This is a genomic window from Streptomyces sp. NPDC056361 (assembly GCF_042262805.1).
In the GTDB taxonomy this organism is placed as follows: domain Bacteria; phylum Actinomycetota; class Actinomycetes; order Streptomycetales; family Streptomycetaceae; genus Streptomyces.
Genome location: NZ_JBHJQI010000017.1, coordinates 1 through 18,407, shown reverse-complemented (window position 1 = coordinate 18,407; position 18,407 = coordinate 1). Strand labels below are relative to the sequence as shown.

Sequence of the window (18,407 nt, the reverse complement as noted above, 5' to 3'; positions counted from 1 at the left end):
TTTGTATGTGTTCATGCACTTACGCCGTGTACTGGCGATCATTTACAGTACGAGCGGCAAGCGGCCCCGCATAAGGCGTGATTCAGGGGCGCACAGGAGGCACGGAGGGGAGCACGTGAAAATTCTCGGGATCAATGCCATCTTCCATGACCCGGCTGCGGCACTGGTCGTCGACGGTGAGATCGTCATCGCCCAGGAGGAGGAACGTCTTTCGCGGAAAAAGGCTCGAAAGACACCGGTGCCGTTTAACCGGTGGGAACTTCCGGAATTGGCCGTTGCGAGTTGTCTGGCCGAATCCGGACTCCAGATGAGCGATCTCGACGCCGTGGTCTACTCCTACGAGCCGTCCCTCGTCCCCGACCAGGAAACGGACGAACCGCGGGGGTTCTGGGAGCAGGTCCACAAGACGTACGCGCAGATGGCCCCGGAGTTCCTCCACCGGATGTTCCCGGACCTCGATCCGGCCAAGGTCACCTTCGTCCCCCACCACTTCGCGCACGCCGCCTCCGCCTATCTGGCCGCGCCGTACGAAAGTTGCGCCGTCCTCGTCCTCGACGGCCGCGGCGAGCTCGCCACGCACCTCGCGGGCCGCGCCGAGCACGGCACCCTCACCGTCCTGGCGAGCCAGCATCTGCCGCACTCGCTCGGACTGCTGTACGAGGACGTCACCGAGCACCTCGGCTTCCGCCGCTGCGCGGACGAGTACAAGGTCATGGCGCTCGCGGCCTATGGCGAGCCCGCCTACCTGCGGCGCTTCCGCGAACGCGTGCGGGCGAACAAGGACGGCACCTTCGTCGTCGAGCCGCTCGACCTGCACGAGCTGATGCCGCGTCGGCTCCGCGGCGAGGAGATGGAATCCCACCACGCGGACCTGGCCGCCACCGTCCAGCGTCGCCTTGAAGAGGTCCTCATCGACCTCGCCCGGTGGCTCCGGCGGGAGTCCGGAGAGCGGGATCTCGCCATGGCCGGCGGCGTCGCCCTCAACTGCGTGGCCAACTCGCGCATCGCGAGGGAAGGGTCGTTCGAACGGGTCTGGGTGCAGCCGGCGGCAGGCGACGCCGGTACGGCGCTCGGAGGCGCGCTCTACACCGCGCAGGCGGCGGGCGACCCCGTCAAGCACATGACCACGGCCGCCCTGGGGCGCGGCTGGAGCGACGAGGAGACGGAGGCATGGCTCCAGTCCAACCGGATCGTCTACTCCCGCCCGCCGGACGTGGCGACCGTCGTGGCCCGCGCGCTCGCGGACAACAAGGTCGTCGGCTGGTTCCAGGGCCGCAGCGAGTTCGGCCCCCGCGCGCTGGGGCACCGCAGCCTGCTGGCCAACCCCCGCTACCGCGGGAACCTCGAACGCCTCAACGACATTAAGGGCAGGGAGCAGTTCCGCCCCGTGGCGCCCATGGTCCTGCTCGAACGCGCCGCGGAGATCTTCGACGGACCGCTGCCGAGCCCGTACATGCTCTTCACCCATCAGATCAAGCCCGGCTGGGCCGAGCGCATCCCGGCGGCCCTGCACGTCGACGGAAGCGCCCGCATCCAGACCATCGGCGAAGACGACGAACCCCTCGTGGCCCGCATGCTGAAGGAGTTCGAACGGGAGACGGGCGTCCCCGTCGTCATCAACACCAGCTTCAACGTGGCCGAGATGCCCATCGCGGACCACCCCCGCGACGCCGTCGCCTGCTTCGCGACCACCCCCATGGACCTACTGGCCCTCGGCCCGTTCGTCCTCCAGCGCCGCGAGCTGTCGGCGGACTGAGCAGGGGCAGGGGCTCGGACGCGTACCCGGCCGGCGCTTTCCGTCGGGCACTGGACGAGGCCCTGTCACCGAGGACGAGGGGCACGAGTCGGATTACCGTTCCCGCTCTTCTGCCGAGGTCGTCCTCCGGCGCCGACCTCGGTTCTCGCCCGCCGAGGGCCGGTCCCATGGCGACGGCGGTTACAGCACAGCCTGGGCGGCGGCCAAGTTCTCGACGATGCCGACCGCCGTCCACGCCGAGCCATTCCTCGATCGCTCTCGGCGAGCCGGGGTCTCGACGTGGGCCCGCGGCGGAGCTCTTCGTCCAGTGGCCAGTGTCAGGCTTCCAACGGGATGCTCCCGGTCAGTCCCGGATGCCGAGCTCGGCATCCGGGCGGCAGATCTGGCAGGAGGGGGGATGACCAGACGGTTGTTGTCGACGGAGGAGAGCGTGCAGCGCACGTAGAGGACGCCCTGGTCGAGGTGGATGTCGTTCCAGTGCAGGCCGAGGACTTCGCCCCTGCGCATTCCAGTACCGATGAGGACCTCGAAGAGGTCGGCCATCTTGGGGTCGGCTTGGTGGCAGTGGGTGAAGCGGGCGGCCTCCTCCGCTCTCCAGATCCGCCGTTCCGGCGACGGCGGCCGGCGCAGGACCGGGAGCAGATTCTTCGTCGGAGGGCGGTACAGCAGCGGAACCCATGCTGACCAGCCAAAACAGCGACATCTGCGCCTCCGGCACCTACCAGACCACCCTCACGGTCACCGAGGCCAAGGGAGCCACGGGCTCCGCCTCCGCCACGGTCACCTGCACCAAGCTCTAGTGGTACATGACCTGCGCCATCGGCTGACCCACCCCGCACGACCCCCGGGAGGATCCGTCCCCTCCCGGCTGGCCCGGTACGGCCCACGGCCGTACCGGGCTCTCTTGGGGCTACGCGAGGTCCTCCCGGTCTCCGGCCAGCCCTTCAGGCCGGCCTGGAGACGGGTGCGTGCGCCGAGGGCGGCCATGAAGCGGTTCATGTGGCGTTCGATGGGGCGCTGGTTGCGACCGGTCTTGCGGGCGATCACCTGGTTCGTGCAGCCGACGGCCCACAACGGGTCCGGCGAGACGCCCAGTGCCTCCGCCAGTTCGGCCGGCGTCCGGCTCGGACCGGATAGCAGGAGCCGGCACAGGCGCTCCCCCTCCTCGTCGACACCCACTGCCTTCAGCGTTCCCACCACGTCTCCAGGTCTGCCGGTTTGCCGACACCGACGGTATTCCGGTGGTTCGTTTCCCGCCAGGAGCCCGTAGATTGCGCGGTGTTCCCCCACCACCCCGCTCTCCTGGAGGAGAGATGAGATGAGCTGTGATGTGCGCCGGCCTCACGCCGGTGGTCGCGCACTTGCCGGTGCCCACCTGCACCCTCACCTGACCCAGGGGGTCACCTGAACGCCTAGCCGGCCGCCCTCCAGCGGTCGGCCAGGCTCGCCGTGTCCTCACCACGGACGCGGCACCAACAGACTCCGGCCCCTGGAGGACCAGCGAGGGGGACTACCAGGGGCCGGACCGGGTCAGCACGAGTCGCGGGCCAGCACGGCACCGGCCTCGTACAGCCAGTGCCCGGCGCGCGCCTGGGCGTCGGCGGCGCTCCCGGCCAGCCCGACGAGGGTCAAGGCCTGCTCGTCGGTGGAGTCGCCCGCCACGACCCGCACCGGTGCGCCGGCTCGTTCCGCCCGGCTGATCACTTCGCCGACCGTCTTGCCGAGGAGGCTGGTCGAGTCGAATCGGCCTTCGCCGGTGACCACGAGGTCGGCGCCGGTGCAGTGGGTGTCCAGGTGGAGGAGGTCCGCGAGTGCGGCTGCCCCGGGCACGATGTGAGCTCCCCAGGCGGCGGCAAGCCCGTACGCGGTACCACCGGCCGCGCCGGTGCCCGGCAGGCTGGGGTCACCACCGAGGAGTTCGGCGAAGCGGCCCAGGCCGCGTTCCAGCAACTCGATCTCGGCTTGTCCGGCACCTTTCTGCGGACCGTACACCGCCGCGGCGCCGCTCACGCCGAGGAGCGGGTTGGTGACATCGGTCAGGAGTCGCACGCCTCCGGCGGGCGCGGGGCGCAGCTGGTCCCGGAGGCGTACGGCTGAGCTGAGCGCGCCGCCGCCGTCGGGCAGGGGAGCACCGGAGCCGTCCAGGACGTGGAGGCCGAGCGCGGAGAGCAGTCCGGTGCCGCCGTCGGTGGAGGCGGAGCCGCCGAGTGCGACCGTCAGAGCGGTCGCGCCGGCGTCGAGGGCGGCGGCGATGACCTCGCCCGTGCCGCGGGTGGTCGCGGTGAGCGGTGCCAGTCGGCCGTTCATGAGCGGGAGACCGCTGGCGATGGCGAGTTCGACCAGGGCGGTGCCGTCCGGGAGCAGGGCGAAACGGCCGGTGACCGGTGTTCCGTCCGGGCCCGTGCATCGCGGTACGTCGTGAACGGTGGCGCCCGGACGTGCGGCGATGACCGCGTCGAGTGTGCCTTCGCCTCCGTCGGCCATCGGCAGAGTCAGCAGTTCGTCGTTCGTACGTACCGATTGCCAACCGGCGGCCAGTGCCTCGGCCGCGGCGGTCGCGGTGATGCTGCCCTTGAAGGAGTCGGGTGCGATGACGACTCTCACGCGTCGGCCACGTAAGCGAGGTGACGTTCGGCCAGGGTCCGCAGGGTCAGGTCGCCGGGGGTGTCCCAGATCCGCTCGTTGAAGATCTCGACCTCGATCCAGCCGGTGTAGCCCGCGGCGTTCACCTGGCGGGTGAGGGTGCGGAAGTCGATGTGGCCGTCGCCGACGTGTCCCCGGCCGAGCAGGGCGTCCGCGGGCAGCGGGAGGGTCCAGTCGCAGACCTGGTAGGAGGCGATCCGCCCCGACTGCCCGGCGCGGGTGATCTGCTCGTCGAGCTGGGGGTCCCACCAGACGTGGTAGCTGTCGACGACGACGCCGACCTGTGTCGCCGGATGGGGTTCGGCGAGGTCGAGGGCCTGTCCCAGGGTGGAGACGACGGCCCGGTCGGCGCAGAACATGGGGTGCAGCGGCTCGAGTGCCAGCCGCACACCGAAGTCGCCGGCGTGCGGCGCGAGCTCGGCGATCATGTCCGCGACGGCGGCACGCGCTCCGGCGAGGTCGCGGCTTCCTTCCGGCAGCCCGCCGACGACCATCACCAGGGTGTCCGTGCCGAGTTCGGCTGCTTCCTCGATCGCCTGGAAGTTGTCGACGAGGGCGGCGCGTCGCTCGTCGGGTCCGGTGGCGGTGAGGAAGCCGCCCCGGCAGAGGCTGCTGACGGCCAGCCCGGCGTCCCGGCAGAGCGTGGCGGCGCGGGCGAGTCCGGTCTCGGCGACCTTGTCACGCCACAGGCCGATCGCCGGGATCCCGGCGTCCACGCAGCCGCGGACGGCCTCGGGCAGGCTCCACCGCTTGGTGGTGATCTGGTTGAGGGAGAGGCGGTCGAGTCCGGTCACGGCCGGGCTCCTTTCGGGTACGGGGAAGAGACGTGTGGCCGCCCGTCCAGCGAGTACGGGCGGCCACGGGGGAGAACGTCCGGCCGGGTCAGCCGACGGGGGCGGCCACGGCGATCAGGCGCCGCATGCGATCGGCCGCGAGATCGGGGGACGGCAGGATCCCGGCGGCGTCGGCGAGCCGGAACAGCTCGACGAGGTGGGGGAGGGAACGACCGCTGTGCGCGCCGCCGATCATGGTGAAGTGGTCCTGGTGGCCGGCCATCCAGGCGAGGAACACGACGCCGGTCTTGTACTGGTACGTCGGTGCGGCGAACAGGTGCCGGGCCAGCGGGAGCGTGGGCGTGAGCAGTGCGTCGTACCGTTCGAGGTCGCCCTGGTCCAAGGCGCGCAGCGCCGCTGCGGCGACCGGTGCGATGGGGTCGAACACGCCCAGGAGAGCGTCGCTGTGGCCGTGCTCGTCGCCACGGATCAGGGCCGGGTAGTTGAAGTCGTCTCCGGTGTAGAGCCGTACGCCGTCGGGGAGGGAGCGGCGCAGGGCGATCTCCCGGTCGGCGTCCAGGAGCGAGACCTTGATGCCGTCGATCCGGCCCGCGTGCTCCTTGATGAGTGCCAGGACGGTGGCGGTGGCCGTGTCGAGGTCACCGGAGCCCCAGTAGCCCGCCAGCGCCGGGTCGAACATCTCGCCCAGCCAGTGCAGGATCACCGGGCGCCCGGACTGGCCGATCAGGTGGCCGTATACCCGGAGGTAATCGTCGGCGCTGCGGGCGGTGGCGGCCAGTGCCCTGCTGGCCATCAGGATCGGCTGGGCGCCGGCCTCCTCCACGACGGCGAGCTGCTCCTCGTACGCGGCGGTGATCGCGGCGAGCGAGTGGGCGGGTCCGGGGGTGAGCTGGTCGGTGCCGACGCCGCAGGCGAGCAGTCCGCCGGCGGCGCGGGCCTCGGCTCCGGAGCGTCTGATCAGTTCGCGGGTGGCTGTCCAGTCCAGGCCCATGCCGCGCTGGGCGGTGTCCATGGCGTCGGCGACGCCGAGGCCGAGGGACCACAGGTGGCGGCGGAAGGCGAGGGTGGTGTCCCAGTCGACGGCGGCGGGGGCACCGGGCGCGTTGTCACCGAGCGGGTCGGCGGCGACGTGGGCGGCGGCGTAGGCGACGCGGGACACGGAGGGGGCCGGGGTGGGAGGTAGCCCGATGGGTTCGGACATGCGGTGGCGTCCGATGCCGGGCAGGTCGATGGTGACGGGCATCAGATCTCCAGGGCGGGTATGTCGAGGCGACGGCCCTCTCGGGCGGAGCGCAGGCCGAGCTCGGCCAGTTGGACGCCCTTGGCGCCCTCCAGGAGGTCCCAGTGGTACGGCTCGTCCAGGGCGACGTGGCGGAGGAACAGCTCCCACTGGATCTTGAATCCGTTGTCGAACTCGCCGTTGTCCGGCACCTGCTGCCACTGGTCGCGGAAGGACTCGGTGACGGGCAGATCGGGGTTCCAGACCGGCTTGGGGGTCGCTGAGCGGTGCTGGAAGCGGCAGTTGCGCAGGCCCGCCACGGCGGAACCCTCGGTGCCGTCGACTTGGAACTCGACCAGCTCGTCGCGGTCGACGCGGACGGCCCAGGAGGAGTTGATCTGGGCGGTGATGCCGCCCTCCAGCTCGAAGATGCCGTAGGCGGCGTCGTCGGCGGTGGCCTCGTAGGGGCGGCCCTGCTCGTCGACGCGGCGGGGGATGTGGGTGGCGGTGTGCGCGTAGACGGAGCGGACGGGCGCGATGACGTTGTCCAGCACGTAGCGCCAGTGCGGGAACATGTCGAGGATCATGCCGCCGCCGTCCTGGGCGCGGTAGTTCCAGGAGGGTCGCTGGGCGTCCTGCCAGTCGCCTTCGAAGACCCAGTAGCCGAACTCGCCGCGCACGGAGAGGATCCGGCCGAAGAAGCCACCGTCCACCAGGCGCTTGAGCTTGAGCAGGCCGGGGAGGAAGAGCTTGTCCTGTACGGCGCCGTTGCGTACTCCGGCGGTGCGGGCGAGGGCGGCCAGTTCCAGGGCGGAGTCGAGGGACTCCGCGGTGGGCTTCTCGGTGTAGACGTGCTTTCCGGCGGCGATGGCCTTGCGCAGGGCGGCCTCGCGCGCGGTGGTGACCTGGGCGTCGAAGTAGATCTCCGCGAGCGGGTGCGCGAGCGCCTCGTCCAGGGACGTGGTCCAGTGTGTGAGGCCGTGACGGTCGGCGAGGTCCTTCAGCTTGTGTGCGCTGCGGCCGACCAGGATCGGTTCGGGCCAGAGGATCTCTCCGTCGCCGAGCGGGATGCCGCCCTGCTGGCGGATGGCGAGGATCGAGCGGACGAGGTGCTGGCGGTAGCCCATCCGGCCGGTGACGCCGTTCATGACGACGCCGATCACCCTGCGGGACATGGGATTCTCCGATTCGTGAGGGGTGGTGCGGTGTGGTTCAGGCGGTGCGGTGGACGTCGTCCGCGAGGACGGGGTGGGCGAAGGGCCGGCCGTCGGCCCACAGGGCGAGTTCGTCTGCGGCGGCGGCGGCCATCCGGTGGAGTTCACGCCCGAGCGAGCCGGCGACGTGCGGCGTGAGCACGACGTTCGGCAGGTCGTAGAGCGGGGAGTCGGCGGGGAGCACCTCGGGGACCGTGACGTCGATGACAGCGTTGAGCCGCCCGGAGACGAGTTCGCCGATCAGGGCGTCCTGGTCGATGAGGGAACCGCGGGAGGTGTTGATCAGAGTGCTGCCGTCCCGCATCAGGGCGAGTCGGCGGCCGTCGATCAGGTGTCGGGTGTCCGGCAGCTCGGGAGCGTGCACGCTCACCACGTCGGCGGCGGTGCACAGTTCGTCGAGACCGACGGCCCGGGCACCCAGACGGGCTGCCTCGGCCGGGGTGACGTACGGGTCGTGCAGCAGCAGGTCGAGGTCGTGCGGGCGCAGCAGCTCCAGGACGCGGCGGCCGATGCGGGAGGCGCCGATGATGCCCACGGTGCGCCGGTAGTTGCCCGCGTCGGCGTAGGCGCGCTGCCAGTCGTACGGGGCCCGGCGGTCGCGGTAGTCCTCGCGGATGCGCAGTAGCTGCTTGTTCGCGAGGAGAGCGACGGCGACGGTGTACTCGGCGACCGGAAGGGCGTTGGCCCAGGCCGCGGAGGCGACCTCGATGCCCCGCTTCCAGCAGGCGTCGGTGATGTGGTGCTTGACCGATCCCGCGGCGTGGATGACGGCCCGCAGCTTGGGTGCGGCGGCCAGCACGCTTTCGTCGATCGGCGGACAGCCCCAGCCGGAGAGGACCACTTCCGCGTCGGCCAGCGCGGCCACGGCCTCGGGGGTGGTGAAGTCGTCGAGGACCAGGTCCGGGTCGAGATCGGCCAGTGCGGTGAGCCGGGCCATGGTGTGCTCGTCGATCAGTCGTCCTGCGAGCTCCGGGTGCATGGCGAGGACGGCGCGGGGACGGCGCGCCGCCCTGCCGTCGGTGGGCGGCAGCGGGTCGGGCATGGAGTTCGTCTCCTGGGTGACGGCGCGGGGATCGGGGCTCATTTGACGCTCCCCGCGGTGAGACCGGCCTTCCAGTGCCGTTGGAGGAGGATGAAGGCAAGGACGAGCGGGACGACGGCGAGTAGCGCGCCGGTGACGACCAGCGGGTAGTACTCGGGAAAGGCCTTGGTCTGGACGTTCCATGTGAACAGTCCCAGGCTGACCGGGAACAGCTTGTTGTCGGAGAGCATCACCAAGGGCAGGAAGAAGTTGTTCCAGATCGCGGTGAACTGGAACAGCAGCACAGTGACGAATCCCGGCATGACCATGCGCAGGCCGATCGACCAGAAGATGCGCAGCTCTCCCGCTCCGTCCATGCGTGCGGCCTCCAGCACTTCGCCGGGGATGTAGCCGGCACAGAAGACGCGGGAGAGGTAGACCCCGAAGGGGAAGACCAGGGAGGGGAGGAGCACGGCCCAGTAGGTGTTGACGATGCCCACCTTGGAGGCGAGCAGGTACATCGGCAGGGCGAGCGCGGTGGTCGGCACCATGACACCGACCAGGACCAGGCCGAACACCTTCTCCTTACCGGGGAAGGAGTAGACGTGGAACACGTACCCGGCGGCGACGCAGATCAGAGCGCACAGGAGCGCGCCAAGACCGGCGTAGAGCAGGGAGTTGGCGAACCAGCGGAAGTAGATGCCGCCACCGGTGGAGGCCAGGTCGCCCAGGTTCTTGCCGAGGTTGATGTTCTCCAGGGTCAGGGCGTTCCCGCCGAGCAGGTCGGCGGTGTTCTTGGCCGCGGCGGTGAGCAGCCAGCCGAGCGGCAGCAGGGTGTAGGCGGTGGCCAGGACGAGCGCGCCGTTGACGGCGGTCTTGGACAGGCTCCAGTGACGGCGGGGGCTGCTCATGCGGCGGCCTCCTTCCGGCGTTCGGACCGGGACCGGGTGATCCGGGTGACGACGAAGGACAGCACTGCGGCGGCGATGGCGAGGAGCACCGAGGCCGCGGCGGCGAGGCCGTAGTCGCCGCGTTCGAAGGCGGCGGTGTAGGCGTACATGTTGGGGGTCCAGGTGGAGGTGACCCCGGGGGCGGTGCCGTGAAGGATCATCGGTTCGGTGAAGAGCTGGAGCGAGCCGATGACGGTGAACAGTCCGACCAGGGCGAGCGAAGCGCGGATGAGTGGGATCTTGATGCTCAGCGCGGTGCGCAGCGGGCCGGCGCCGTCGACGACGGCTGCTTCCAGTACCTCGCGCGGGATGGCCTGGAGGGCCGCGTAGAAGATGACCACGTTGTAGCCGGTCCACTGCCACAGCGCCATGTTGACCACGGCGGGAAGCGGGTGGCCGAGCGGGTCGGGCTGGGTGCCGAGGGCTTCCAGCGCGTCGAGGATCGGGCTGATGCCGGGGGTGTACAGGTACATCCAGATCAGTGCGGCGATGATGCCGGGCACGGCGTGGGGGATGAACAGGGCGAGCTGGAAGAACCGCTTGGCACGGGCCAGTGCGGAGTCCAGGATCAGGGCCAGTGCGAGGGCGAGGCCGACCATCACGGGGATGTACAGCAGGCAGTACTGCGCGATGGTCAGGAACCCGTCGCGGAATGCCTCGTCCTCAAGGGCCCGGGTGTAGTTGCCCAGGCCGGTGAAGACGGTCTCGGTGCCGCCGAAGCCGAGCCCGCCGCGCTGCTCGGTGAACAGGCTGAGGTAGACGGCGTAGCCGATCGGCACGAGGGTGCAGGCCGTGAACAGGAGCAGGAACGGGGCGAGCAGGACGGCAGGCGCCCCGTACCGCCCGCGCCGCCGGGGGGCGACGGCGCGGGCGGCTTTGGTGCGGGTGTGGCGGGTCGTCACTGCGCGACCTTCAGCCCGCGGTTCTTGAACTCGTCCAGCGTGTCCTGCTGGGCGGTCGTCAGGGCTTCGCCGATGGTGCCGGTCTTGCCTGCGACCTTGCCGAAGGAGTCCTTGAGCGAGCCGTTGGTGACGCCCATGGCCGGGCCCCAGGTCCAGCCGGGCTTGATGGACTTGGCGGCGTCCGTGTACACGCTGTAGATGTCCTGGCCGCCGTAGAAGTCGGTGTTGAACGCTTCCTTGGCGACCGGGATGAGCGCGGTGGCGGCGGGGTACGAGGACGAGGTGCCGGTGGCGATGCGGGCCTTGATGCCTTCGGGGGTGGTGGTGGCCCAGGTGGCGAACTCGACGGCTGCCTTGGCCTTCTTGCTGTCCTTGGAGACGGCGAAGGTGGTGCCGCCGAGCATCCCGCTCGCGGGTGCTCCGTCCCAGGTGGGCATGGGCGCGACAGCCCAGTTGCCATCCATCCCGGGGCTCGTGCCGAGGTTGGCCTTGAGGACACCGGCGCCCCACGAGGCGCCCAGGTAGCCGGCGGTCTCGCCCTTCTGGAGGGACGCGGTCCACTGCTGGCTGAAGGAGGGGTGGACCTGGACGAGGTCGTCGTTGATCAGCTTCTGCCAGTAGTCGGAGACCTTGTTGGTCTCCGGGCCGGTGAGGTTCACCTTCCAGGCGTCGTTCTCGGCGGCGAACCAGCGGGCGCCGTTCTGCCAGGCCATCGCCTCGAAGGTGGTGGGGTCGTCCGGGAAGAACGTGGCGATACGGGTCTTGGGCTGGGCGGCCTTGAGCTTCTCGGCGGCCGTGCGGAACTCGTCCCAGGTCTTGGGCACCGTGATGCCGGCCTTCTGGAAGAGGTCCTTGCGGTAGTAGAACGCCTGGGGCGCGACGTCCAGGGGCAGGGCCCAGGTCTTGCCGCCGAGCGAGGTCAGCTCGTTGGCCTGCGGCAGGTACTTCGCCTTGAGGCCGTCGTCGACGAGTCCGCTGATGTCCTGGACGGCGCCCTGGCTGACGAAGTCGGGCAGCTGCGGGTACTCGACGTTGAAGATGTCCGGGGCGTTGCCGGCCTTGACCGCGTTGGAGATCTTGGCGTAGCCGCCATTGTTGCCGGAGGGGATCTCCTCGAACTTGATCTGGATGTCCGGGTGGTCCGCGTTGAAAGCGGCGACGACCTCTTGGGTGCCCTTGGCCCAGCCCCAGAACGTGAGAGTGACCGGCTTGCCATCGTCGGCGGAGGCGTTGTCGCTGTCGCCGCCGCAGGCGGCGAGCAAGGTCCCGCACAGGGCGGCGACGGTGACGGCGGCACTGGCGCGGAGAGCTCTGCGGCGGGAGAACACGAGTGAGCGCATGGCACGGCTCCTAAGGGAGGGCACGGGGGTTGGGAGGGGTCGGCCCTGTTTCGGGATCGTGAACGGGGGGCGACTGGCAGCCATCCTGAGCAGACAGCTGATCAGAGTCAAGACTTCTGGATCAAATGATCGATATGATCGAATGGCTGCTAGTCGTGCTCCTCTCTCGAGTGTGGCTCTGAACTGGCACTATTGCCACACTTGCCGCAGCGTTTCCGGGACATTACGATCTGATCAAGCAGTTCATTTGATCTGATCGGCTTGACGAATGATCAGTCGGTTTCTAGATTCCGCCCAGGGCCGCCACCCGCCCACGGACCCACCGACAAAGGACACACCCCATGCCACTGCCCCCGGAGGACCGACACCTCAGCCCGTGCACCGGCTGGACCAGGACGCACTGGGAGGCGGCAGCCGACGACCTGCTCACCGCCGTCCGCCCCTACGCGAGCCCCGCCCGCGCGCTCATCGATCTGCCCGGCACCCGGCCGAGCTGGTCGGGCCGCCGATCCGACGGACTGGAGGGCTACGCCCGGACCTTTCTCCCCGCCGCCCTGCGCATCGCCGGTGCGGGCGGCGCGGACCCTCACGGCCTGCTGGAGCTGTACGCGGACGGGCTCGACGCGGGCACCCGCACCCCCACGTCGGAGCGTGACCTGGCCGACGGCGACCTCGAGTCATGGCCGCTGATCACCGACCGCGGTCAGGCCATGGTCGAGGCCGCCTCCATCGCCTTCGCGCTGCGCCTCACACGACCCTGGCTCTGGGACCGTCTCGACAACGCAGTCCGTGAACGGGTCGGCCGGTGGCTCGCCGGCGCCCTGCACCACGCCCCCAACGACAACAACTGGTGGCTCTTCCCGCTCTCCGTCGGCGGATTCCTCGCCGAGGTCGGCATCGAGGAGAAGGACGCCCGAGCCGCCGTCCGCCGCGGCCTGGAGAAGATCGACCAGTGGTACCTCGGCCACGGCTGGTACACCGACGGACGCCCCCGCGCCTTCGACCACTACAACGGCTGGGCCTTGCACCTCTACCCGGTCCTGCACGCACACCTCGCCCAAGACCAGGCCATGCTCGACGAGTACGGCAGCCGGCTCGCCACCCACCTCGCCGGCTACGCGCACACCTTCGGAGCCGACGGCGCCCCCATCCACCAGGGCCGCTCCCTCACGTACCGCTTTGCCGCCGCCGCACCCCTGTGGGCCGGTGCCCTCACCGGACACACCCCGCTCGCGCCAGGCACCACGCGACGCCTCGCCTCCGGCGCGCTGCGCTACTTCCTCGACCGCGGTGCCGTCGACGAGCACGGTCTGCTCACTCTCGGCTGGCACGGCCCCGAGCCCCGGCTCATCCAGCCTTACTCCGGCCCTGCCTCCCCATACTGGGCAGGCAGTGCCTTCCTCGGCCTGCTGCTCCCCCCCGACCACCCGGTCTGGACAGCACCGGAGGAGCCCGCCCCCGCGGAGATCCGCGACACCGTGCTCGCCCTGCCGCAGCCGGGCTGGCTTGTGCAGTCGACCGCCGCCGACGGATTGGTACGCCTCCACAACCACGGCAGCGACGACCAGCCGACCGACCACGTGCAGCCCGACAACCCGTACTACGCGCGCCTGGCCCACTCCACCGTCACTGGCCCCACCCACGAGGGCGCCGCGGACAACCACCTGGCGCTTCTGGTGGACGGCGAATCCACCGAACGCGGCAGGATCGACCCGCTCGGCGCCGGTCCCGGCTGGGCCGCATCGACCTGGCGGCCCCGCGCCGACGGCCAAGAACTGCCGGGCGTCACCGTGACCTCGCTCACGCTGGCCCACGGCCCCGACGAGATCCGCGCCCACCTGGTCACCGGCGCCGCGCCGGGCACCGGCGTCCGCCACGGCGGCTGGGCCGTCGCCGGCGCCCGTGTCGAGTCCGGGCCCGCCGCCGTGGCCCGCGCCGACGGACGACTCACCAGCGAACTCCGAAACCTGCACGGCTTCACCGCTGCCGACACGGTGCCCGTCCCCGGCGGCACCGTCTACGGCGCCGAAGCGGCCCTGCCCGTCCTCACCGGCACACTCCCCGCCGGACCGGCCCTGCTGGCCTGCGCGGCCAGGCTCACCGGCACCGCCGGACTGCCCCCGCTCAGCGCACTGGATCTCACCGCCCTGCCCGGCGATCCCTGTCGCCTGGGGGTCCGCTGGACCGACGGCACCGTCTGGGAGATCCACATCGGTACCGGCACCGTCTCCGTCACCCGCTGGAACTGAGTACCGACATGCCCCTAGCCCTCGCCACCCTCGGCCTTCCCGGCACCCCCCTCGACCAGCTGGTCGGCCTCGCCGCCGACCACGGCTGGCACGGACTGGAACTCCGCTGCGCCTCCGACCAGCCCATCCGCCTCCAGCTCGATCCTGGCCAGCGCCAGCACGCGGCCCGCACGTTCGCCCGCGCCGGCATCGTGCCGCTCACCCTGGCCTCGTACATCGGCGTCGCGGCACCGGGACCGGACGGGCCCGTCGTGGAGGACCTGCTCGCACACCTTCGGCTCGCCGCCGATCTCGGCTGCCGCCACCTGCGGGTCTTCCCGCACGGCGGTCCCGGCGCCATCGGTGCGGCCGACGCCAGGGCCGTCTACCGACTGCGCGAGGTGGCCGGTCAGGCGACGCTGCTCGGCGTGCGGGTGCTCGTCGAGACCCACGACTCGCACCGGTCGGCCACCGCCCTGGCCGGGATGCTCGACCAGGTCGGCCGCCCGGCGGTCGGAGCCGTCTGGGACCTTCTGCACACCTGGCTGGCGGACGAGACACCGACCGGGGCGTGCCGTTCCCTCGCTCCGCACCTGGGCTATGTGCAGGTCAAGGACGTCGCCTCGGCCACCGATCTCACCCCGCTCGCTCTCGGCGACGGCGTCCTGCCGATTGCCGAATGCCTCCGGCTCCTGCCCCGCCAGAGCTGGGTCGCCTGGGAGTATGAGGCCCCCTGGCACCCCCGGGCCGCCCCGCTGACACCGCGGCTACGCGCGGGCGCCGACTACCTGACCCGCCTCCGCTCCGCGTGACGCCGGACCTCGGTCACGACTGCCCGCCCGGCCATGCGTGACCGGGCGGGCGGTGTGTCGAGGCCATCAGCCGCCGCAGGAGGTTCGCACGCGCAGCGAGGGCAGCAGGGAAATGCGGTGGGCCGGCAGCTCCGCGGCGGCGGCGAGCCGTCGCAGCAGCAGGTCGAACGCGGCCTCGCCGACCGCCCGCTTCGGCGGGGCGACGGCCGTCAGCGGCGGAGCGGCCAAGGCCGCGAACACGTCGTCGTAGGCGATCAGAGCCACGTCGCCGGGAACCGTGAGTCCGAGTGAACGCAAGAGGGGCGGCAGCTGTATGGCGTCCTGGTCGTTGTGGACGAGCACCGCCCGGGTGCCCTCCGCGGCGGCGTCGGCGATCTGCCGGGCGAGCCGCCCGGGGCTGGACGGCGCCCCTTCGTTGCCGAGTGCGTCGAGCACGGGCAGCGGTTCCATGCCCAGCAGTCGCATGCCCTCCGCATAGCCGGCGCGTACCTCCTCGGCTGTCCACGAATCGCTGCGGGCGGCCAGCAGGACGCTGTGGTGGCCGAGCCCGGCGAAGTGCCGCAGCGCGCGCAGCACGCCGTCGCGATGGTCCGAGCCGACGGCGTCCAGCCGCGCGCCGGGACCGTCCGGAGTGGGGGAGCGGCGCTCTACCAGAACGGCGGGCACCGGCAGCGCGTCGAGCCAAGCGCAGTCCTCCGCCGCCAGGCCCGGCAGCAGACCGGGGGCCAACAAGAGGCCCTCGGCGCCCGACTCCAGTAGCCGCTCCACCTGAACCTGGTCGTCGCCCATCCCGTATGGTGCGATGCCGAGCACCAGCCGAGCCCCCGCGGCGGTGGCGGCCGATCGCACACCGGCGATGACGTCGTCGAAGTAGGAGCCCACGGACGGCACCAGCAGCCCGACGGTTCGACCGTCCGCCGAACCGCCCAGGCCCGGGACGCGATCAGAACCCGGGCGATCCAGCGAGACGAAACCGTGCGACCGGGTCAGCCGCCCCGCGTCGGCCAGCGCCGACACGTCCCGACGGACCGTGACCGCGGGGATGCCCAGTCTGTCGGCGAGGTCCGTCAGACGAACCTGACCACCGATTTCACCGATGGCCGTCACGATGAGCCTGCGGCGCTCTTCCCCCGAAATACCCATTCTGATCCTCCACCGGTCCGTCCCCGCAGTTACCTGCCTATCAAACGATCGAATAGTATCATTCGATCGATTCTCGATCAACTGATTCGCGGGCTCGATGTGGCATGCAGGCCTCTGCCCGCTCAAGACAGAGGCTCGAGAGAGCATCTGCCGCATCCCTACTGACCGCGGTGGATGTCCATCGGTCGATAGATCAGATGCAGGTCGAATGGTAGATTTCTGACCACCCGGGGAGTTGCCTCTGCTCCGGCGGACTACGGGGCAGGAGAGTGTCATGTCGATCTCGGCCGACGAGCGCCGTGCCAAGATCCTCGCGGAAGTGCAGAAGCTCGGCTCGGTCCGCGTCGTGGAGCTCGCGGAGAGGCTCGGCCTCCCCGCCGTCACCGTGCGACGCGATGTCGCGGCCCTCGCCGAATCCGGCATGGTCCGCAGGTCCCACGGTTCGGTGTCCGTGACGACCGGACGAGACGACCAAGCGGCGGACGGACCGGCCCTGGGGCTGCTCGTCCCCTCGGTCGGACAGTACTTCGACGAGGTCATCGCGGGCGCACGGGACGCCGCCGGCCGCGCGGGCACCCACCTCGTCCTCGGTATCTCCTCATACGAGGCCAGTGTCGACCAGGCCCAGGTCGAGCAACTTCTCAAGTCGGGCGTCGAAGGGCTGCTCCTCGCCCCCAACTGGCTGCCCTCCGACAGGCCGGGCGAACAGGAGTGGGTCAAGGAGCTCCCAGTTCCCGCAGTCCTGGTCGAGCGCCGGCCCGCCCTGGGCAGTCCGGCCGCGGAACTCGACTCGGCCTCTTCCGACCACCACCACGGTGTCCTCGTGGCTCTGCGCCACCTCTCCGCCCTCGGGTGGGAGCGCATCACGCTGGTCGCCCGCCGCGACACCTGGACGGCGCACCAGGTCCGCGACGGTTACATCGAAGGCTGCGAACTGCTGGGCCTGTCGGCGGAGCCTGTCATCGACAGCATCTCCCCGAAGACGGACGCGAAGACGGTCGCGGATCGGCTCGCCGAGGCATGCGCACGAGGCGTCCGGGCGGCCCTCGTCCACAACGACCAGGACGCCATCCAGCTGCTTCCGCTGCTGCGCGCAAGAGGCCTGCGGGTGCCCGAGGACCTGTCCGTCGTCAGCTACGACGACGTGTTCGCCGCCCTGGGCGCCCCGCCGCTTACCGCGGTCGCCCCGCCGAAGAAGGCCGTGGGGGCCGAGGCGGTCGGGCTGCTCCTGCGGAGGATGGCGAGCAGCGCCGCCGCTTCCGTACCGGTCCAGCACGTGCAGCTGCTGCCTGAGCTGACGGTCCGCGAGTCGTGTGGCGCGGCGGCGGGCTGAACACCCGGTAAGGAAGCCGATCACCCCTCAGCTGTATCATTCTCCAGAATTCAGATCATTTGATCTGAATTCTTGTTTTCGATCAAATGATCGCCTTATGGTGGAAGCACAACGCGCCCTCGGTGGCATACCGGGCTCCGGTCTCCTCGACGACTCGTGCGCGGCCCTTCGGCTCCCTGAAGGAGTCATCATGATCACCCTCCGTCCCCCAGTGGCCTCGACTCCGGTAGAAATCCCGGAGGGCGCCCACCGTCGACCGCGCCGCGTCAGTGCCGCCGTCGTTCCCTCGCAGCCTGCGTCGGTCTCGCATCTCAGGCGCATCGCCCGCCGTGAGGCAAGGCGCTGGCTCCTGTCGGCGGACACGGAGGAAGCGCTGCAGCTTGTCGTCAGCGAGCTGGCGGGCAATGTGGTCCTGCACAGCGGAAGCCCGTACATCGCCCTGCTCCTGAGCGTCGAGGCCGGCGTGCTGTTCGTCAAGGTCAGGGACGGTGGCCGGTGGGGCGAGAACTCCTCCTGCGCCACCCGCGAGGACGACGACTGCTTCGGGCGGGGGCTCGTCCTGGTCGACGCCGTCGCCGCCAGGCTCACGGTCGTCCGTACCGCGACTGGTAGTGAGGTGGTCGCCGAAATCGACCTGCCGACCGCGGCCGTGCCCGGGCGGCGAGCGGCCGAACAGGGCCTCGCCGCATCAATCTAGATTGATCGTTCGATCGAATTGCTGCAATTTAGATCAATATGCATTGACGTGATCAGGTGGTCGTCTTAGTGTGCGGGCGGGCTTCGGGCCCCTCCCCCTTCCCTCCCCTACCTCGGGAGTTCCCTGATGTTCGTGTCCCCCGTCTTCAGACGTGCCGCGACCGTGGCGGCGGCTGCGACCGCGCTGGTCGTGCCGGTGCTTCCCTCGGCCGGAGCCGCCACCGTCGGCGCTGCCGAGGTGGCGTCCGGTCGGGCCTGGTACCTGGACTGCTCGGCCGCCTCGGACGGTGACGGCAGCCAGTCCGCCCCCTGGAAGACCCTCGCCGCAGCCAACGCGCACGTCTTCCAGCCCGGTG

The 18,407-nt window shown here is 70.5% G+C and carries 16 protein-coding genes and 1 pseudogene; 7 read left to right on the top strand and 10 right to left on the bottom strand.

Annotated elements, in window-relative coordinates:
• The first annotated feature begins 115 nt into the window (after positions 1-115).
• Positions 116-1,756, top strand: a complete 1,641-nt coding sequence (locus ACFCY7_RS08130) for a carbamoyltransferase (protein ID WP_376482406.1) — start codon at positions 116-118, stop codon at positions 1,754-1,756.
• Positions 1,757-1,936: 180 nt separating this feature from the next.
• Here the strand turns inward: ACFCY7_RS08130 and ACFCY7_RS08125 are convergent, their stop codons facing one another.
• The gene (locus ACFCY7_RS08125; protein ID WP_376482404.1) at positions 1,937-2,299 is read right to left on the bottom strand and encodes a tyrosine-type recombinase/integrase; all 363 of its coding nucleotides are present in this window, start codon (positions 2,297-2,299) and stop codon (positions 1,937-1,939) included.
• Positions 2,300-2,433: 134 nt separating this feature from the next.
• Between ACFCY7_RS08125 and ACFCY7_RS08120 the strand changes: the two genes are divergently transcribed.
• Positions 2,434-2,556 carry a hypothetical protein gene (locus ACFCY7_RS08120; RefSeq protein ID WP_376482402.1) on the top strand — a complete coding sequence of 41 codons (123 nt, stop codon included), beginning with the start codon at positions 2,434-2,436 and terminating at the stop codon, positions 2,554-2,556.
• A 730-nt stretch (positions 2,557-3,286) separates the two neighbouring features.
• Here ACFCY7_RS08120 and ACFCY7_RS08115 read toward each other — a convergent pair.
• The 8 genes from ACFCY7_RS08115 to ACFCY7_RS08080 all read right to left on the bottom strand — a co-directional run bounded on the left by ACFCY7_RS08115 (position 3,287) and on the right by ACFCY7_RS08080 (position 11,839).
• Positions 3,287-4,360 (bottom strand): glycerate kinase, encoded by a 1,074-nt coding sequence (locus tag ACFCY7_RS08115; protein ID WP_376482401.1) that lies wholly within the window; start codon positions 4,358-4,360, stop codon positions 3,287-3,289.
• Positions 4,357-5,193, bottom strand: a complete 837-nt coding sequence (locus ACFCY7_RS08110) for a sugar phosphate isomerase/epimerase family protein (RefSeq protein ID WP_376482399.1) — start codon at positions 5,191-5,193, stop codon at positions 4,357-4,359. The genes ACFCY7_RS08115 and ACFCY7_RS08110 overlap by 4 nt, the downstream gene beginning before the upstream one ends.
• An 88-nt stretch (positions 5,194-5,281) precedes the next feature.
• Positions 5,282-6,436: a dihydrodipicolinate synthase family protein gene (locus ACFCY7_RS08105; protein WP_376482398.1), complete on the bottom strand. Its 1,155-nt coding sequence runs from the start codon at positions 6,434-6,436 to the stop codon at positions 5,282-5,284.
• Positions 6,436-7,587 carry a Gfo/Idh/MocA family protein gene (locus ACFCY7_RS08100; protein ID WP_376482396.1) on the bottom strand — a complete coding sequence of 384 codons (1,152 nt, stop codon included), beginning with the start codon at positions 7,585-7,587 and terminating at the stop codon, positions 6,436-6,438. Before ACFCY7_RS08100 ends, ACFCY7_RS08105 begins: the two co-directional genes overlap by 1 nt.
• 37 nt (positions 7,588-7,624) lie before the next feature.
• On the bottom strand, positions 7,625-8,605 hold the full coding sequence (locus tag ACFCY7_RS08095; protein WP_376482503.1) for a hydroxyacid dehydrogenase: 981 nt from the start codon (positions 8,603-8,605) through the stop codon (positions 7,625-7,627).
• Positions 8,606-8,706: 101 nt separating this feature from the next.
• Positions 8,707-9,558, bottom strand: coding sequence for a carbohydrate ABC transporter permease (locus ACFCY7_RS08090; protein ID WP_376482394.1), 852 nt, complete (start codon positions 9,556-9,558; stop codon positions 8,707-8,709).
• Positions 9,555-10,499 (bottom strand): carbohydrate ABC transporter permease, encoded by a 945-nt coding sequence (locus ACFCY7_RS08085; protein ID WP_376482392.1) that lies wholly within the window; start codon positions 10,497-10,499, stop codon positions 9,555-9,557. Before ACFCY7_RS08085 ends, ACFCY7_RS08090 begins: the two co-directional genes overlap by 4 nt.
• Positions 10,496-11,839, bottom strand: a complete 1,344-nt coding sequence (locus ACFCY7_RS08080) for an ABC transporter substrate-binding protein (protein WP_376482390.1) — start codon at positions 11,837-11,839, stop codon at positions 10,496-10,498. Before ACFCY7_RS08080 ends, ACFCY7_RS08085 begins: the two co-directional genes overlap by 4 nt.
• A gap of 341 nt (positions 11,840-12,180) precedes the next feature.
• On the opposite strand from ACFCY7_RS08080, the gene ACFCY7_RS08075 reads away from it, so the two are divergent.
• Together ACFCY7_RS08075 and ACFCY7_RS08070 are read left to right on the top strand one after the other, a co-directional pair.
• Complete coding sequence (locus tag ACFCY7_RS08075) at positions 12,181-14,088, top strand: DUF2264 domain-containing protein (RefSeq protein WP_376482388.1); 1,908 nt, start codon at positions 12,181-12,183, stop codon at positions 14,086-14,088.
• 8 nt (positions 14,089-14,096) lie between these two features.
• Positions 14,097-14,879 carry a sugar phosphate isomerase/epimerase family protein gene (locus tag ACFCY7_RS08070; RefSeq protein ID WP_376482386.1) on the top strand — a complete coding sequence of 261 codons (783 nt, stop codon included), beginning with the start codon at positions 14,097-14,099 and terminating at the stop codon, positions 14,877-14,879.
• A 66-nt stretch (positions 14,880-14,945) separates the two neighbouring features.
• Here the strand turns inward: ACFCY7_RS08070 and ACFCY7_RS08065 are convergent, their stop codons facing one another.
• Positions 14,946-15,986 (bottom strand): substrate-binding domain-containing protein, encoded by a 1,041-nt coding sequence (locus ACFCY7_RS08065; protein ID WP_376482384.1) that lies wholly within the window; start codon positions 15,984-15,986, stop codon positions 14,946-14,948.
• A 310-nt stretch (positions 15,987-16,296) separates the two neighbouring features.
• Here ACFCY7_RS08065 and ACFCY7_RS08060 point away from each other — a divergent pair, with 310 nt between their 5' ends.
• The 3 genes and pseudogenes from ACFCY7_RS08060 to ACFCY7_RS08050 all read left to right on the top strand — a co-directional run.
• Positions 16,297-17,355: a substrate-binding domain-containing protein gene (locus ACFCY7_RS08060; protein WP_376482382.1), complete on the top strand. Its 1,059-nt coding sequence runs from the start codon at positions 16,297-16,299 to the stop codon at positions 17,353-17,355.
• A 190-nt stretch (positions 17,356-17,545) separates the two neighbouring features.
• On the top strand, positions 17,546-18,052 hold the full coding sequence (locus ACFCY7_RS08055; RefSeq protein ID WP_376482380.1) for an ATP-binding protein: 507 nt from the start codon (positions 17,546-17,548) through the stop codon (positions 18,050-18,052).
• Positions 18,053-18,178: 126 nt separating this feature from the next.
• Positions 18,179-18,407, top strand: a pseudogene (locus ACFCY7_RS08050) (hypothetical protein); the annotation flags it as partial.

What these genes read in the sequence shown, in the direction of transcription:
- ACFCY7_RS08120 (WP_376482402.1), top strand. Translation starts at nt 2,434, where the DNA reads ATGCTGACCAGCCAAAACAGCGACATCTGCGCCTCCGGCACCTACCAG.
- ACFCY7_RS08055 (WP_376482380.1), top strand. Translation starts at nt 17,546, where the DNA reads ATGATCACCCTCCGTCCCCCAGTGGCCTCGACTCCGGTAGAAATCCCG.
- ACFCY7_RS08060 (WP_376482382.1), top strand. Translation starts at nt 16,297, where the DNA reads ATGTCGATCTCGGCCGACGAGCGCCGTGCCAAGATCCTCGCGGAAGTG.
- ACFCY7_RS08105 (WP_376482398.1), bottom strand. Translation starts at nt 6,436, where the DNA reads ATGCCCGTCACCATCGACCTGCCCGGCATCGGACGCCACCGCATGTCC.
- ACFCY7_RS08095 (WP_376482503.1), bottom strand. Translation starts at nt 8,605, where the DNA reads ATGCACCCGGAGCTCGCAGGACGACTGATCGACGAGCACACCATGGCC.
- ACFCY7_RS08125 (WP_376482404.1), bottom strand. Translation starts at nt 2,299, where the DNA reads ATGGCCGACCTCTTCGAGGTCCTCATCGGTACTGGAATGCGCAGGGGC.
- ACFCY7_RS08080 (WP_376482390.1), bottom strand. Translation starts at nt 11,839, where the DNA reads ATGCGCTCACTCGTGTTCTCCCGCCGCAGAGCTCTCCGCGCCAGTGCC.
- ACFCY7_RS08070 (WP_376482386.1), top strand. Translation starts at nt 14,097, where the DNA reads ATGCCCCTAGCCCTCGCCACCCTCGGCCTTCCCGGCACCCCCCTCGAC.
- ACFCY7_RS08100 (WP_376482396.1), bottom strand. Translation starts at nt 7,587, where the DNA reads ATGTCCCGCAGGGTGATCGGCGTCGTCATGAACGGCGTCACCGGCCGG.
- ACFCY7_RS08090 (WP_376482394.1), bottom strand. Translation starts at nt 9,558, where the DNA reads ATGAGCAGCCCCCGCCGTCACTGGAGCCTGTCCAAGACCGCCGTCAAC.
- ACFCY7_RS08075 (WP_376482388.1), top strand. Translation starts at nt 12,181, where the DNA reads ATGCCACTGCCCCCGGAGGACCGACACCTCAGCCCGTGCACCGGCTGG.